The sequence below is a fragment of the Okeania sp. genome (assembly GCF_983059655.1).
The window spans coordinates 2562-18362 of the sequence record NZ_CEZPJD010000068.1; the positions used below are offsets into that span (position 1 = coordinate 2562).

Here is a 15801-nt window from a genome sequence, read left to right on the forward strand (position 1 = left end):
TCGAGAGTTTCTTGAGGAGTTGCTGCACTCGAAAAATCATTTTTATTAAATGTTTCGTGTTGTTCAACTAATAAAACTTTGCGTCCCAATTTTGCCAAACTTCTGGCACATTGACAACCTGCTGGACCTGCTCCAATAACTACTACATGAAAATCATTTCTACTGTTCATAATTTATGATACTAAATACGGTTTAGTCAGATATCTGGTAGTTCTGTAGATGTAGCGATATTTATAATTAAATTCCTTTCACTGCCAGAAAAAAACTACAAACATCACTACTTGTACGCTACTAACCAGATAAAAAACCGCGCATTGAATTACCCGTGACAGTCACATCCTTGATGACCACAGCCACTGGAACCGTCTATATGACCATTGGCACAAGCTTCAGAACAGTAGTATTTACCATCTTTCTGAATGGCTGTTTCAGTGGATACTACACAAACACAGGGTTCACAAGCACATTTCATTCCGACTACAGTTGTCATGATTTCTTCTCCTTTATTACTCTTATTCTTTAGTTTCAGTTTAACTCATATTTATATGATTGGAAGTCAAGTTTACATTTTTTAACAGTAAAGAATAAGAATGATTATTATTATCAAAACTTACGCAGAGACTCTACTTATGGCTATAAATAATACTGTTTACCACTACAAATAGTGCTTTAAAAGTCAATTTGTGTAAGTCCTAATTATTTTGAATAAAATAAATTGGAGATATAAAAATTATAATTATTCTCAAATTTGACTCAAGATTAACGATGGAAAAAATTAGGATAAATTCAAACCAATGGAAACTATACAAGACTTATATCATGTTCGGTTGAATACTTATAATCTCTGTGGACTGAAGGCAGAAGGCAGAAGGTTTTTTATAACTGATTATCCGTTAGCGCAGCTCTCCTGGAAGGGGAACATGATATTAATAACCACCAAAAATAGTAGGGATTAACGGCCGTTAACCCCTAAAAATAGTGTATTATTTCCTATGCGTGCCTAAGTTCTGAAATATTTTTATAGATGTACCCAGACAAATAAAAGTAGTATTTAGCACATGACTCTAGCACTCGCAGGGGTCTTGCCCACAATCAGAACAACTATCTAAAACCGCTTGAACCAGTGAATTAGAGCTGTTTAAATTCAATAGGTTTGTTCGGGAACGGGAATTAACAGTATTTCCACTGTGAGAAGTCTTAGATTCTAATGTTTTATCCATTATAGATTTTCCTTGAATTTTAGGTTTTACTGAGTATACTATAGAACTTTATAATTTGCAATATAAGTAATTTCACTAATATTTACTTGATAGGATTTACAAGCTAAGTAGTTTTACGCAAAATTATTTGATTATGAAACAGTAATATTGACTGCAATTCCCAGCAGAACACGAGTATGCTTAGAGCGATCGCTAAAATCAAATACAATTAGCCCTATGATCGGAAGTTATAAGTCTGATTTGATCGGCTAAAAACTTTGATAATACAAGTAGAGTGATCGGCGATTCACAAGTTTTACTCCCGTTACCTTTCAGTTTACTTGAAGAAGCATTACGTCAGTGTCGAAAAACAGGCCGTAGTCAGATATATACTTGGTTAATTAACCAAATTCAAAATAAAGCAATAACTATTGATTTTGAGGAATTTAACAGATTAGAAACTATCTCCGGTGATACTTTCAGTGATTTAGGTGTTGTTTTTGAGCGCAACCTGAGAATTTATCAAGCAGATCTTAATGCACTTCCTCAATCTGGAATAAACGTTGGCATAGATGCCAATTCTACCGGAGGAAATATTAGTGGTTTCTTCACAGAAGCAGTTGATTTTATTTCAGTTTTTGCTGGTGATAGCAACCTGTCTGATACTGAGACTTTAACTCTTTTAGGTTTCGATGAGTTTGACAACCTTGTTGCTTCTGACACTTTCACAAACATAATAGCACAAACTTTATCTATCTCCGGTCCTGGTACCACTCGATTTGAGATTTTAGATGAAAATAAAACAAGGTTTGGCATTGATGATTTTACTTTCAACTCTAAACCAAAATCAACTCCTGAAACCGCTTCAATCTTAGGTTTATTAGCTGTTGGTGCTATGGGTGCTGGTTCTATTTTAAAGCGTAAATGAATATCTAGACAGTGCAAAGTTCTTGGAATAACTATTGCTAGCTAAGGCTTTCAGGGACTCAAAGTAAAAAACTCTCCATTCAGAATAGCAGATGCTGTAAGCCTTTTCCAGTAAGACTTTCAGTCTAGAGAGCAAACCGTTTTTCAGAAGAACTTTGTACTCTCCAGTAAATATCTTACTTAAAAAAAACACGACTTAAACCAAAGAAAAAATTATACATAATTTATAGGGGTTAACGGCCGTTAACCCCTACTACATAAGGTATTTATGCGTAAGTCCTGTTAGTTAGGGAATTACTGTTAGTACACTTAAACGCTCACAGTCGATAACTTCGACTTAAAACTCTGCAAAATACGTTCAGCCATCTGAGAAGGAGTCAAACCTAAATCTGCCTTCGACTCATCAGGTTTAGCATGATCCACCAACTTATCCGGTACACCCAAACGTAAGACAGGTACAAGCACATCATTATCCATTAATGCTTCCGTAACTGCAGAACCAAAACCACCCATCAAACAGCCTTCTTCCATAGTCACAACTTTTCCAATACGTTGTGCCAAAGGTAAAATTAATTCCGTATCCAAAGGCTTGACAAAACGAGCATTTACCACTGTAGCTGCAATACCATGTTCGCTGAGAATTTCCGCAGTTTGCATAGCAGGATGTACCATCGAACCATAGCCCAATATCAAAACATCATCACCATTGCGGAGAATTTCACCTTTTCCAATAGGAATAGCTTCCCAACCCTCTTCCATTAATGGCACACCATAACCATTACCACGAGGATACCGCATTGCAATAGGACCATCTGTATACTCAATCCCAGTCACCACCATCCGTTGCAACTCTCCCTCATCTTTAGGTGCCATGATTACCATATTAGGAATACAACGTAAATATGCAATATCATACATTCCCTGGTGAGTAGGGCCATCAGCTCCCACAATTCCGGCGCGGTCTAAACAGAAGAAAACAGGTAATTTTTGAATACAGACATCATGGATAATCTGGTCATAAGCTCGCTGTAGGAAAGTCGAGTAAATACCCGCCACAGGTTGCATCCCTTCACAAGCTAATCCTGCTGCAAGAGTAACAGCATGTTGTTCGGCAATGCCAACATCAATATATTGTTTTGGCAACTTAGCATGAAGTTTATCCAGACAGGTGCCAGTTCCCATGGCAGCAGTTATACCGATAATTTTAGGATTATTTTCCGCAAGTTTAACCAGGGTATGGGCAAAAACTTTAGAGTATTTGGGAGGCTTTGGCTTGTTTGCTGGTAAAGCTTTGCCAGTAGCTAGATTAAAGGGATTTTGAGCATGATAACCAACTTTATCTTCTTCAGCAACTGCGTACCCTTTACCCTTAGTTGTGGCCACATGAACCAATACAGGCCCTGGAATTTCATGGGCTTGTTTGAAAGTTGTAATTAGTTCTTCTAAGTTATGTCCATCAACTGGACCCATGTAGGTAAAGCCCAATTCTTCAATTACAGCTCCTACTTTTGATACTGCTAAACGCTTCATTCCTTCTTTGAGACGTTCCATTTCTGGTGTAAAAGTTTCGCCTACAAAAGGAATATGTTTAAATTGTTCTTCCAGGTTATCCTTCAAAAACTGCATTGGTGGAGACAAACGCATTTTGTTAAGATAGCGAGAAATAGCTCCCACATTAGGAGAGATGGACATTTCATTGTCATTTAGCACTACCAGCACATTAGTTTTAGGTAAGTGACCTGCATGGTTAATTGCTTCTAAGGCCATACCACCAGTGAGAGCGCCATCACCAATAATCGCTGCTACCTTAAAATTTTCTCCTTTCATATCTCTAGCTAAGGCCATTCCTAAAGCAGCAGAAATACTTGTAGAAGCATGACCTGCACCAAAATGGTCAAATTTGCTTTCACAACGTTTTAGATAACCTGCCACCCCATCTTTTTGTCTCAAGGTATGGAAATTGTTATATCGACCTGTGATAATTTTGTGGGGATAAGCTTGGTGGCCAACATCCCATAGAACTTTATCCCGATCAAGATCGAGAGTTTGGTAGAGACCCAGGGTAAGTTCTACTACCCCTAATCCTGGGCCTAGATGTCCTCCACTGGTAGCAACGGTTTCTAGATGTTTTTCTCTTATTTGTCTAGCAATTTCTTCTAATTGATTAATTGAAAGACCGTGCAACTGGTTAGGATGAGAAATTTCGCTCAGATGCATACTTTAAATTTATTGAAGTTTTGTGTAGATTTACGATGTTTACTGGGCAATATTGACGATTGATTTACCTTGTAATAATCAGCCTTTGTGGGTGGGGCTACATAATATAATCAGTAAACTCAACAACTTAATCACTATAGCTATTTAGCGGTTGCTCCAATGGTTAAGTTATATTTCACCCTTGTGCCTCTATTTCTACTTTTGATGAATTGGCATCAATGACTGAAGTTAATGATTGTACAGGCATATTTTTCATTTCCCAGACTTTAATTAGTATGAGATATTCATAGAAAGCTTGCAAGGTACACCAAGCAAATCCTGCTTGGCCATCAAGACATCCTTTCAGAAAAATATACATATAGATGAAGCGAATTACTGGCCTAAAAGGTAAGCGTAAGGAAAAATCTTTGAGGGCACGTCTTCTATCTACTTCTGAAGCTCCAAAAAATAGATTTTTCCAAGATATGTTTCCTGTTTCTAGTTGTTTCACTGTTTCTAATGCTTCATCTGTGGAATAGCGGTTATGCTTTTCTATCCACCGAGAAATTCCTTTGCTACAGGTAAAGTGGGGATAAGTTTCTTTCAAAAAATTTGTGGGGCCTTCACAAACTTCTCTTTCTGTGTGACCATAATCACTAAACCATACTTTGTCTTTATGAAATAGACGCATCTGGTAGCGGGGATATTGAGTGCTGTGGCGAATCCAAGTCCCCATAAACATAACCCGTTCCGCAACATAATACCCAATGTATTCTTCTTTACTTTTTATTACTTTTAGGCATTCATTAAATAATTCTGGGGTCATTCGTTCATCTGCTTCTAAGATATAGGCCCATTCGTATTTTGTAGTAACTTCTTGTAGCATCCATGTGCGTTGTTTTCCATGGCTTTCAAATTTATGTGGAACTACTCTTACATTATAAGATTCTGCTATTTCTACAGTCCGATCGCTACTTAAGGAGTCTACTACTATAATGTCATCTGACAACATTGCTGACTCAATACAGGCGGCAATATCTATCTCTTCGTTGTAAGTCAGTATATAAATTGAGAACATTCGATAAATTTTAGTAACTGCTCTTTACTATCAAGCTCGTAAATGTGGATTATGAAATTACTATATTCAAAGGTAGGGCATTAAGTATTAGGATTAAGTTTATATCTTATCCTTACTGTTAACAATTAACTCTTACCGAATAATTAAAGTTTAAAGCCTCTCCTTTAAAGCAGAAAAAACGATTGATGAATTGTGATATCTCCTCGCCATATCCAATCGACCAAGAGAAGCAAAATTTTTCCTCAAGTGTCAATCCTCTCCTTGAAAAGAAGAGGTCATAATTAATAATTAATTATTGAACTATCTAGCGGGATTTTGGCGACGCCCTTTACTTTTAATAATTCCCATATTTTTTAAACCTGTCCAACCAATCATAATATAGCCTACTGCTAAAAGTAAGCTGCTGAAACCTGTTCTTATACTTGATTTAAAAGAATTTGTATTAGCTTGTTCTTCTAATTCTTGCTTGCGAGTACGAATTCTAGTTAAAAGTTGAGTTGGTAATTGTTGTGCTTGATTATTGAGAAATTCATCTATAATTTGAGGATTATCTTTTGATTGTTCTAACAAGTTTTTCACTTGCTCTGATAATTGTTCATTTTCTAATGCTTCATTCAGCCTAGTTTCATCTCCTAACAAAGTACTAAATTGATTCCTTAATTGACTTTGCCTTTGCTGTATCTGATTTTGAAATTCGCTAGTCTTGACACGAGCAGTTAATTGTGTTTCAGCTTGATTTGCTTGCTGATTTATTCGTTGAATAGCCTCTGCTCGAGCTAGACGAGTATTATTTATATGTAGAGGAAACATTAACAGATATATTAGTCCTAATAAGCTTGCTAGTAAAAGTCCCCAAAATCTCAAATCTAATATAGAGGACTTGGAGTTATCTTGAAGTCCAGAATTACTACTTACCCAATAGCCTGTAAATAATAAGGCCATTCCTACCATAGGGATAATTCCTCGATCTACTAACTGTGTCACTAAACCAATTTGCCATGCTCTACTACCTATGTTGAAAGGAATTGACAATACTACAAAGTCAAGTATAGAGGACAAAATCATAATTATCCCTACTATAGTAAGAGTCCTAGCAGCTATGGAGGAATATTGACGAATGTTTGTTGCTTTCATGGCATTCTACTAAATTCTAAAATTATCGTTCACTGGGTAGCGGGTCTTAAATTCTGAGGATACACTTCATTACGCTAATAGCTAAATATATTTTAGCTGTTAATGTAGCTATCTGTCTCTACCATTATCCCAGAGTTTACAAAGAATCTATCAGGATTTCTCTATTATTATTATTTAGAAATTGATGGTACTGAAGTATAGTACTGAAGTATATACTATAGTAATAATGATCTATGAATAGGCCAAGTTACTCCCATTCTTTACAAAAACCAAGTTTTTGGCTTGACTAAGCTGATTTTAACAGCTTAATCTTTTGGTATTCAAAACTATCATATTTGCTTTTTTTTTTAAATGTTAAAATAAATTAGTTAATATTTCATATCCTCTTAAATAAAAGATTCAAAAAACTTAAATGAATCAGTAATTGCTAAAAACTAGAAATAATGTAAAAAAAAATGACTTATAAAAAGAATACTAATGAAAATAATAAATATCTTATCAAAAGTAGAAAATTCATGTCAAAATAAAGAAATATAATAGATATATTATTCTAGTATGAATGGTTAAACGATGAGGATAGATTCAGGAATGAACGATAAAATTGAGAACAAGAAACAAATACTAATAGTAGATGATGAAGACAGCTTAAGAGTTCTCTTAAAACGACATCTAGAATTACAAGGATATGAGGTCAAAGATGCAAATTCTGGTTTAGATGCACTATCAATATTAGAACAATTAAATCCTGATTTAATTGTTTCTGATATAATGATGCCACAAATGGATGGTTTGGAATTTTGTCAACGTTTACGCTCTAGTAATTTGGGTCAATTAGTACCATTTATATTTCTATCAAGTAAAGGAGAGTTAGAAGACCGAATTTTGGGTTTATCTATGGGAGCAGATGATTATATAAATAAGCCATTTGAAATGCGAGAATTGGTAGCAAAAATAGAGGCTCAATTAGACCGTTCCCGTCGAGTTCATCAGGAAATCAAAAAGCTGACTGAAAAGCATCTAACCCAAACAACAAAATCTCAATCTCAGGAAGCTCCCGAACCACTGCCTCTAACACCAGCAGAAGAAAGAGTTTTTTGGGAAGTAGCTCAAGGTTTGACAAATAAACAAATCAGCGATCGCCTATTTATTAGTCCTCGAACTGTACAAACTCATTTGAGTAAAATAATGAGAAAGCTAAGTTTAGAAAATCGCTCCCAGTTGGTTCGTTATGCCTTTGAACATGGATATCAACCACCTAGCGAACAAAATGTCAATGAAGGTCAAGCTTAACGAAGTCAGAAGTCAGATCGGTCAGACCCCGCGTCGCCGTCAGCTCGCTTGCGGAATGCTGACTCCTGTGAGGGAACGCGCACCAAGATAGTCAGAAGTTATTTTTGTAACGGGGATTTGAGCAAGACTCCAAAAATATTTGGCCTTAAAAGGTGGGGTTTTAGACTCAATTATTTTGATAAAAGATAAATGTTAAAGAATGGACTCCCAAAAACTAATTCCTGGTTTATATGGCTTAATGGAACTAGAGCAGACAATCAATGCTCAACCTACTCATTGGCGACCTTTAGTATTGACAAATGGATGCTTCGATCTACTTCATGCAGGACATATTCGCTATTTATGGGCAGCTAAATCTTTGGGGCGATCGCTAATAGTAGGTTTAAATAGCGACCGATCGGTACAAAAAATTAAGCCACAACCATTGGGAACTCCTCCGAGGCCAATTATACCCCAAGACCAACGGGTAGAAGTTTTAGTCGCTCTGAAACCAGTGGACGGAGTAGTAATATTTGATGAAGCTACTGCTACTCATTTGATAGAACGGCTGAAGCCTGATATTTATGTTAAAGGTGGGGACTATTCGGTTGAAACATTACCCGAAGCACCAAAAGTTATGGAGTATGGTGGTAAAATTTCTTTAGTTCAAATGGAAGTTTCCACTTCTACTACTGCAATTATTAATCGTATTTTACAAAATAAATAGTTTTCAAGAATTAATAATTAATAATTAACAATTACCTCTTCTTATGTAAGCATTCAGCTATTAGCATTTCCGTTTGTCATGCTCTACAAACAGCAATCAGATGTATTAACATATTCAAGCAATAACTGAGGTTAGGTTATAGCCAATTTCATTAATAAATTTTAATCATTCTTGGCGGATAATTTCCCTCCACTATGATAATTAGTTAATCACAAATACCTGATAGTTGATGGCTGAATGCTGAATGTTGACCTTCTTTTTCAGAAGAAGATTGACTAAAAGGAAAATTTTTTCTTCTTTTAGTCTATTAGATATGGTGAGGAGACTGGCTCTTATCAGAGTCGCTCCGCTATGCTATCCCTCGACCGCTTTTTTCTCTTTTCTTTATAAGGAAAAGAATTTAACCTTAAATTCCGTTAATTATCAATTAACTTCAAAAGCTGAAATACACAGTAATTTTATGGCAGAATCAAGGATTAATTCTACAACAAACCCTTCATTTAATATCGTTGAACTTCAGTCTCAATTAGAATCTGGTTCTGAAAAAAAACAGTTACAGGTAATCCCTCTTTTGGCACAAACAGGGGATGATGGTAGGCAAATATTAATGGAATTTTTACAAGAGCAAAAATCAGATTCACCTACTATTATTTCAGGAAAAATATACCAAGTTTTACGTCAAATAGATTCATCGAAAGTTGATGAGTTTATAAATAAAAACTTTCCTTTGGGAGTCGTACCGATAAAGTCAGAATCTAATGTTGACTATAGTCATATACAAGTAAAACTAGCTCATCAAGATTTTTTAGAAGCTGATAAATTAACTATGCAAAAATTGTGTGAATTGGCAGGAGAGGCAGCTATACAAAGAAAATGGCTTTATTTTTCAGAAGTAGATAGTATTCCAATTCCAGATTTGCAAACTATTAATACTATGTGGTTAGTTTATTCAGAAGGTAAATTTGGGTATTCTGTACAGAGAGAAATGTGGTTAAGCGTAAATAAAAATTGGGATAAGTTGCTGCCAAAAATTGGCTGGAAAAATGGCAATAGTTGGACAAGATATCCAAATGAATTTACTTGGGATTTGAGTGCACCAAAAGGACATTTGCCTCTATCCAATTTACTGCGTGGAGTGCGAATGTTTGCTTCTATATTATCTCATCCTGCTTGGTCTTAATCAGAATGGCGATCGCCTTTAATTGGGGTTTGCTGAAAAAGTTTTTTTCAGGAGTAGGGGAGTGGGGTAGTTAGTTAGGAGCAACGGAGAAGAGAATTTAATTAGGAGGTAGTTGGAACAATTGCTAGAGTAATTTTATGCAATTATTATGCCTTTTCCGCTAACTTTTTGAGGATTTCGGACTAAAAACCTGGTACTTTTTTCAACTCAAAAAAGGCTTTAGCTAATATCTGTCAATGGTCTGAGATTTGATCGGTAAGCCATAATTCAAAGATGCTTCAAAAATGAGAGAATTTCAAATTCGCTTAATTCACAACCAACAAGAAAAAGATGCAATGTATTATCAACGTTGGTTAGTATTAAGAGCACCAATAAATATGGAAATAGGAACAGAAAAAGATGAATATGAAGATAGTTCCTTACATATTATTGCTGTTTGCGAGCAACAAATTATTGGATCGGCTAGACTACGGGAAATATCTGAAGAATTAGGAAGCATTGCATATATTTCTGTTTTACCTAAATTTCAATCTCAGGGAATAGGGACAGCTTTAGTCAAAAAAATCATTGAAATTGCCAAGGAAAAACAACTCAAACATTTGAGAGTAATGACTCGTATCAGTGCTTCTCAGTTCTATAGAAAAATAGGTTTTATCGAGACTGGCGAGCCATTTCAATTTTTAGATATACCCCATCAATTTATGTACTTTAACTTGCTTTTTTGTGAGGGTAATTTACAAGCACTTTCTCAGTAATTTTCCGTTCAATTGTGAAATTAATATGGCTAACACAATACTTTATAAATTCATAACTATTAGTAGCATCGCAGGAACCTTTAAGTTGAATAGTTTTACTTTCATCTTTGACTAACCTACCTTCACAGGTGTATCTAGATCCATCAGGTTTAACTACAGCTAATTGAGTATTAATTAACGTTCTATCAGAATTTATATCAATATCTAAAAAATTAACTTTACACTCAAACCATTCCCAACCATGGCGGAACATAAGTTCCCTTTCCAATGCCTGAGTACAGGTTGGTAAAATACCCCAACCTCTATATACACCACCTAATAATTTAATATTGCCCGTTCGTAGCAAAATAGACTTAAAAGATTCCCCATTTAGTAAGCCATAATATCTACCGTCAGGAAAATCAATCATAGTAGGTGCAAATCTATGGCCACCAAAGTGACTTGCTTTCCAAATTCTAGTATTTTTTACACCCAATTCGGAAATAGTTTTTTTAGCTTGCATATAAAACGGATTACCATATTTAGCACAGCACTTGTCATGGCTACCGTGAGTACAAACTAACATATCCCTAATTTGATTTTCTTGAATATTAATATCTAAATTATCCCCTGCTAAATATTTTTGAATAACAGGAGCTATTTTTTCAGGATGATCTACATCAAACTCATATTTTTTGTAACCACTTACAAACAAACTTTGCTCTTTTTCATAGATTAAAATTTTTCTATTATTTTGTCTTTGATTTGGATTTTGAGTAATTAGTAAAAATCTGAGTGAAAGTTGAGATTTATTCACTTCTCTCATCAAAATCTCTAAGTTTTCTGGTAGATAACGAGACTCAGAAGCATTATAATCCCAAGGGTAAGGGCACTCTATCAACACATATATGGAATAATTTGTACCACTTCCAATAATATCTTCATTTGCTTGTCGGCAAGCATCAGCGCAAAAAAATGTATTCATGTTTAAACTCCAGGTTCTACAAAAATAACTCTTTCATTAACTAACTTCGATAACATTGGCATAATATCTATTTCCCAATCATAATCTGGGAGTAGATTTATGACATCTTTTCCAGTAAATGTTTCTCTACTAAATAAATTTTCAACGAATTTTCCTGACACTCCTTTAATAGATACTTCTTTACCAGAAACTATGATTTTATACTCATCTTCTCCCTCGGCTATTTTAGAAATTTGTAAACGTTGAAATTGAGGTGTTTTAAACTTAGTTTCAATGCCATTATCAAAGATATTAAATCCAGCTTGATAAGGCAAAGCATATTGATAGATAGGTTTCCCCAAACTATCTAAATAGCTATAATATTCTTCGCTAATATTATGATTATTTATATACTGTTCTAAGTCTTGAATTAAGGTTTCTAGACTTAGATGAAAAGAATTATTATCTATTCTTAAAGGTAGACTTTCTCTCCACTCTTCTCTGTGTTGTAATTTACAGATTAACCATTCCAATAGATCGATACCTGTTTTATTATGAATACCTAAAGTTAGATGAATAGATGGTTCTTCTTTTGTAACTGCGTAATGCCAATGTCCACGAGGTATATAAAGTACATCTCCTGGATGCAAAATACAACTTAAATAAGCTTCTTCTTCTGGTGGTTCAAGTGAGGATGATTTCTGATTTGGCAATGGGTATTTTAATGTGTCAGTGTAAACATACCATTGTTTACTTCCTTCTACTTGCAGAATAAATACATCGTGAGTATCGTAATGACGAGAGAAACCTTTTTTGCTAGACCAAGAACAGTAAGCATTGACCTGAGTAGGGTATCCTAATTCATAACTAAGTTTTGAGGCCAACATTGAAACTTCTGGAATCCTTTGATGAATTTGGTCTATGATTAAGGTTCCACCTTTCTGACACCATTGGGTAAGATTTCTATTCTCTTTTGCCTCTAGAACTTTTCCATCAAATGCAAGACGTAGATCGGGATATTCTATTTGATGGAAGTTTAATATATGGTTGAGTTTGTCCCACGAGAATAGGTCTCTAAAATTTTTTTGTCCTTTACTAGAGATGGCGATCGCTTTCTTTGTCCAGTTGTTTTCCAGAAACTCTTCCTGGGGTAATGGCTTTATTAAATATTTGAGGCATGACATAATCGAGATTTTTTTCTATTAATTTTCGACAATAATAGTTAAGATGGGTTTTTCCAGAATTCTTAACTTTCTTATATTATAAAGCTACCTACAATTGATTCTGTATTCTTTGATAGAGCTGTATTAAATACTTTAGGTACAATCTAATTGACAAATTTTCTCATTATTTTTTTTTACATAATCACAAATATGATTTTTTTACAGAATTATTAGATTTTTTATATTAAAAGCCACCTAAAATTGGCTTTGTATTATTTGAGAGATTGATAAAGGTGGAATACTTTGTAATCCTCAGTCCTCATCAATAACTTTCTTTTTATTTGTTACTCTTGGTACTTGAAGAAACTTACTGAGTACTATTACTACAAAAAAATTGTCTGGTACTTTATATTGAGTTTACTCTAGTATAATCATTTTAAATTTAAGAGTCAAACCTTTAATAGCAAGAAGCACTCGTTTCAATCTAAACTAAAATGACTATAAATGCTTCTTCAGCTGTATAAAGAAATCCAAAAAACATAATAAACTTAATTTTGAAAGAAAAATATTCTAAATCTTTTTATTAAGGAGGGGTAAAGCTTTTACCGTTAGCTCTGTTTAGTTGTCACCAGTTCAAGACTTACATGGCTAGTTAAGATAGGGAAAATAGGTAAGTCTTAACCCCTAAATATTCAAAACAAAAATTAAAAGACTTGAATACTTAACTATTAATGATGACGGTCGCCACCATCTGCATCAAAATTACGGTCGCCACCATCTGCATCAAAATTACGGTCGCCACCATCTGCATCAAAGTTTAATCCTGATGCCAAGTTTTTTCCTTGTAAAACTGGTACCTCTGTAACTTCTATTTGAATCTTACTAGGCCGAGCTTGCTGAACATTAAAACTCTGTGACATACTTTATATTTCCTTATTTGTTCTCAATAACTCCCTATGAACTGGAGTTGAAAATTAGTATATATTAAACTTCTTGATTTATGCAATAGTTGAGAAAAATTTTTAATTATTTTTAAGCAACCTACAGTTATTGAAAGTTGCTTCAAAGAGCTGAAAAGTTATATATATCTCAGCTCAAGCTTTTGAGGTGAAACCTTCATCTACTTAATGATGGCAAAAAATTAACAATATCAGGAAAAGATATAATTATAACTAATACTAATAACTGAAGTAATATAAATTGAATAGCACCTCTATAAATCTCACCAGTAGTAACCTCTGGAGGTGCGACACCCCGTAGGTAAAATAGTGCAAAACCAAAGGGAGGCGTTAAAAAAGATGCTTGAAGATTAGCCCCCAATATTACACCATACCAAACCAAATCAATTCCAAGTTGTTGAGCAACAGGTACAAATAAAGGAACAACAATAAAAGCAATCTCAAAAAAGTCGATAAAAAAACCAAGCAAAAAAACAATTGTCATACTGACAAATAAAAAGCCTGTAGTTCCCCCAGGAAGATTAGAAAGTAAATCAAACATAAAGCGATCGCCTTCAACCCCCCGAAAAACCAAACTAAAAGCAGTCGATCCAAGAAGTATAAACATCACCATCGTAGTTGTCCTGAGAGTCACATCACATACCTTTCTCAAAGAAGTCCAACTAAATCGTGCATTAGCCAGAGCTAGAGCGATCGCCCCCACACACCCTACAGCTCCAGCTTCAGTCGGCGTAGCAATACCAAAAAATATACTACCCAAAACCAGTAAAATTAATAATAATGGTGGAATCATTACTGTTAGCACCCTAAACACCAAATCTTTACCACCAAGACTGCGCACCTCTGCGGGTAAAGCTGGAGCCAAGTCTGGTCTAATAAAAGCAACAACCAGAATATGAAGAGCAAAAGTCCCTGCCATTAGTAAACCAGGCAAAATAGAGCCAATAAATAAATCGCCAACAGAAATTCCTAGTTGGTCTGCCAATACTACCAAAACCACACTAGGAGGTATTATTTGTCCCAAAGTTCCAGATGCAACAATAACACCTGTGGCGAGTTCTTTATTATATCCATACCGCAACATAATAGGTAAAGAAATTAACCCCATGGCTACCACCGTAGCAGCAACTACACCAGTCGTAGCAGCTAAAAGAGCCCCCACAAGAACAACTGCTAGAGCTAAACCACCCCTGACTCTGCCAAACAATATCCCCATTGTTTCCAAGAGTTGTTCTGCAATACCTGATTTTTCTAACATTGCTCCCATAAATATAAAGTAGGGTATAGCCAACAAAGTATAATTGGCCATAATTCCAAAAATTCTTTGGGGCATTGCAGTCAGAAATATGGGGTCAAAGACATCTAAAGCAATACCTATTAATCCAAAAATTATTGCGACACCCCCCAGAGAAAAAGCCACAGGGTAACCAACGGACAGTAGCACCAGTGCCCCTGCAAACATTAATGGACCTAGCCATTCATATTCAATACTCAGATTCATTAGACTCCTTATGAGGTGGTAGCTGGCCTGTTAAAACCGCAAAATTTTTAATTGCTTCAGAAATTCCTTGGAGAAACAACAATACAAAGCTAACTATAATCATTGTCTTAATCGGGTAACGAGGTAACCCACCAGGATCGGGAGAAGTTTCAAGAATAGCCCATGAATTTAAAACAGCCCCCCAAGAAACAAAAATAACAATGAGACTGAAGGGAATTAAAAATAGTATCGTACCAATCAAGTTAGCTAGAGCTTTTCTTTTAGGACTCCAGCGAGTATAAAAAATATCTACACGAACGTGCTGATTATGTTTAACACAATAAGCTCCACCAAGAAGAAAAACCAGGTCAAAAATATACCATTGAACTTCAATAAAAGCGTTAGAAGTTAAATTTTGACCAACACTTCTACCTAGATAGCGTCCAATGACATTCCAAACACCAACTAATACCATCAGTAAAACTAACCAATAAGTAAGACGTCCAATTAATTCATTCAATCCATCAATCAGCCGAGATAGACGTAAGAGTATTTTCAATACGGCCCCTCCCATAGCATTAAATTTAAGTCTGTTTTGGACATTTGATTGTGCCTCAAAACTTTAACTGTATACATTATTTTCACAATCCTGTACAGCATACAGCCTTAAAAATTTACATATCGCTCTCAAACTAAGGACATCTTAATTTTGAATTAGATGATTTTCATGGGAATTAATATTTTCTTGATAAATTTTCAAGCCCTACAACTCTTGCCATACATGAGACACA

At 35.0% G+C, this 15801-nt stretch carries 15 protein-coding genes; 5 read left to right on the top strand and 10 right to left on the bottom strand.

The window, feature by feature from the left end:
• Both AC3DU7_RS06505 and AC3DU7_RS06510 read right to left on the bottom strand, forming a co-directional pair.
• The coding region (locus AC3DU7_RS06505; RefSeq protein ID WP_488038556.1) for an FAD-dependent oxidoreductase at window positions 1-170 on the bottom strand (170 nt) is incomplete at its 3' end.
• 149 nt (window positions 171-319) lie between these two features.
• Window positions 320-490 carry a metallothionein gene (locus tag AC3DU7_RS06510; protein WP_488038542.1) on the bottom strand — a complete coding sequence of 57 codons (171 nt, stop codon included), beginning with the start codon at window positions 488-490 and terminating at the stop codon, window positions 320-322.
• Between the two features lie 1004 nt (window positions 491-1494).
• Here AC3DU7_RS06510 and AC3DU7_RS06515 point away from each other — a divergent pair.
• Window positions 1495-2127, top strand: a complete 633-nt coding sequence (locus AC3DU7_RS06515) for a hypothetical protein (protein WP_488038543.1) — start codon at window positions 1495-1497, stop codon at window positions 2125-2127.
• A 308-nt stretch (window positions 2128-2435) separates the two neighbouring features.
• On the opposite strand, the gene dxs is transcribed toward AC3DU7_RS06515, so the two are convergent.
• The 3 genes from dxs to hpsJ-B all read right to left on the bottom strand — a co-directional run bounded on the left by dxs (window position 2436) and on the right by hpsJ-B (window position 6534).
• On the bottom strand, window positions 2436-4343 hold the full coding sequence (gene dxs, locus AC3DU7_RS06520) for a 1-deoxy-D-xylulose-5-phosphate synthase (RefSeq protein WP_488038544.1): 1908 nt from the start codon (window positions 4341-4343) through the stop codon (window positions 2436-2438).
• A gap of 175 nt (window positions 4344-4518) precedes the next feature.
• Window positions 4519-5400, bottom strand: a complete 882-nt coding sequence (locus AC3DU7_RS06525) for a glycosyltransferase family 2 protein (RefSeq protein ID WP_488038545.1) — start codon at window positions 5398-5400, stop codon at window positions 4519-4521.
• A 300-nt stretch (window positions 5401-5700) separates the two neighbouring features.
• The gene (gene hpsJ-B / locus AC3DU7_RS06530; protein WP_488038546.1) at window positions 5701-6534 is read right to left on the bottom strand and encodes a hormogonium polysaccharide biosynthesis protein HpsJ; all 834 of its coding nucleotides are present in this window, start codon (window positions 6532-6534) and stop codon (window positions 5701-5703) included.
• Window positions 6535-7122: 588 nt separating this feature from the next.
• Between hpsJ-B and AC3DU7_RS06535 the strand changes: the two genes are divergently transcribed.
• The 4 genes from AC3DU7_RS06535 to AC3DU7_RS06550 all read left to right on the top strand — a co-directional run bounded on the left by AC3DU7_RS06535 (window position 7123) and on the right by AC3DU7_RS06550 (window position 10465).
• Window positions 7123-7824: a response regulator transcription factor gene (locus AC3DU7_RS06535; RefSeq protein WP_488038547.1), complete on the top strand. Its 702-nt coding sequence runs from the start codon at window positions 7123-7125 to the stop codon at window positions 7822-7824.
• A gap of 199 nt (window positions 7825-8023) precedes the next feature.
• Window positions 8024-8530, top strand: a complete 507-nt coding sequence (locus AC3DU7_RS06540) for an adenylyltransferase/cytidyltransferase family protein (RefSeq protein ID WP_488038548.1) — start codon at window positions 8024-8026, stop codon at window positions 8528-8530.
• Between the two features lie 460 nt (window positions 8531-8990).
• Window positions 8991-9710 (top strand): GUN4 N-terminal ARM-like repeat domain-containing protein, encoded by a 720-nt coding sequence (locus AC3DU7_RS06545; protein WP_488038549.1) that lies wholly within the window; start codon window positions 8991-8993, stop codon window positions 9708-9710.
• A 284-nt stretch (window positions 9711-9994) separates the two neighbouring features.
• The gene (locus tag AC3DU7_RS06550) at window positions 9995-10465 is read left to right on the top strand and encodes a GNAT family N-acetyltransferase (RefSeq protein WP_488038550.1); all 471 of its coding nucleotides are present in this window, start codon (window positions 9995-9997) and stop codon (window positions 10463-10465) included.
• Here AC3DU7_RS06550 and AC3DU7_RS06555 read toward each other — a convergent pair.
• The 5 genes from AC3DU7_RS06555 to AC3DU7_RS06575 all read right to left on the bottom strand — a co-directional run bounded on the left by AC3DU7_RS06555 (window position 10419) and on the right by AC3DU7_RS06575 (window position 15569).
• Window positions 10419-11429, bottom strand: a complete 1011-nt coding sequence (locus tag AC3DU7_RS06555; RefSeq protein ID WP_488038551.1) for a ferredoxin family protein — start codon at window positions 11427-11429, stop codon at window positions 10419-10421. The two genes, AC3DU7_RS06550 and AC3DU7_RS06555, sit on opposite strands and share 47 nt — an antisense overlap.
• Before the next feature lie 2 nt (window positions 11430-11431).
• Window positions 11432-12592: a cupin domain-containing protein gene (locus AC3DU7_RS06560; RefSeq protein ID WP_488038552.1), complete on the bottom strand. Its 1161-nt coding sequence runs from the start codon at window positions 12590-12592 to the stop codon at window positions 11432-11434.
• A gap of 707 nt (window positions 12593-13299) precedes the next feature.
• Complete coding sequence (locus tag AC3DU7_RS06565) at window positions 13300-13491, bottom strand: hypothetical protein (protein WP_488038553.1); 192 nt, start codon at window positions 13489-13491, stop codon at window positions 13300-13302.
• A 196-nt stretch (window positions 13492-13687) separates the two neighbouring features.
• The gene (locus AC3DU7_RS06570; protein ID WP_488038554.1) at window positions 13688-15031 is read right to left on the bottom strand and encodes a TRAP transporter large permease; all 1344 of its coding nucleotides are present in this window, start codon (window positions 15029-15031) and stop codon (window positions 13688-13690) included.
• Entirely contained in the window at window positions 15015-15569 is a 555-nt protein-coding gene (locus AC3DU7_RS06575; protein ID WP_488038555.1) for a TRAP transporter small permease subunit, read from the bottom strand. The genes AC3DU7_RS06570 and AC3DU7_RS06575 overlap by 17 nt, the downstream gene beginning before the upstream one ends.
• Between the last annotated feature and the right edge of the window lie 232 nt (window positions 15570-15801).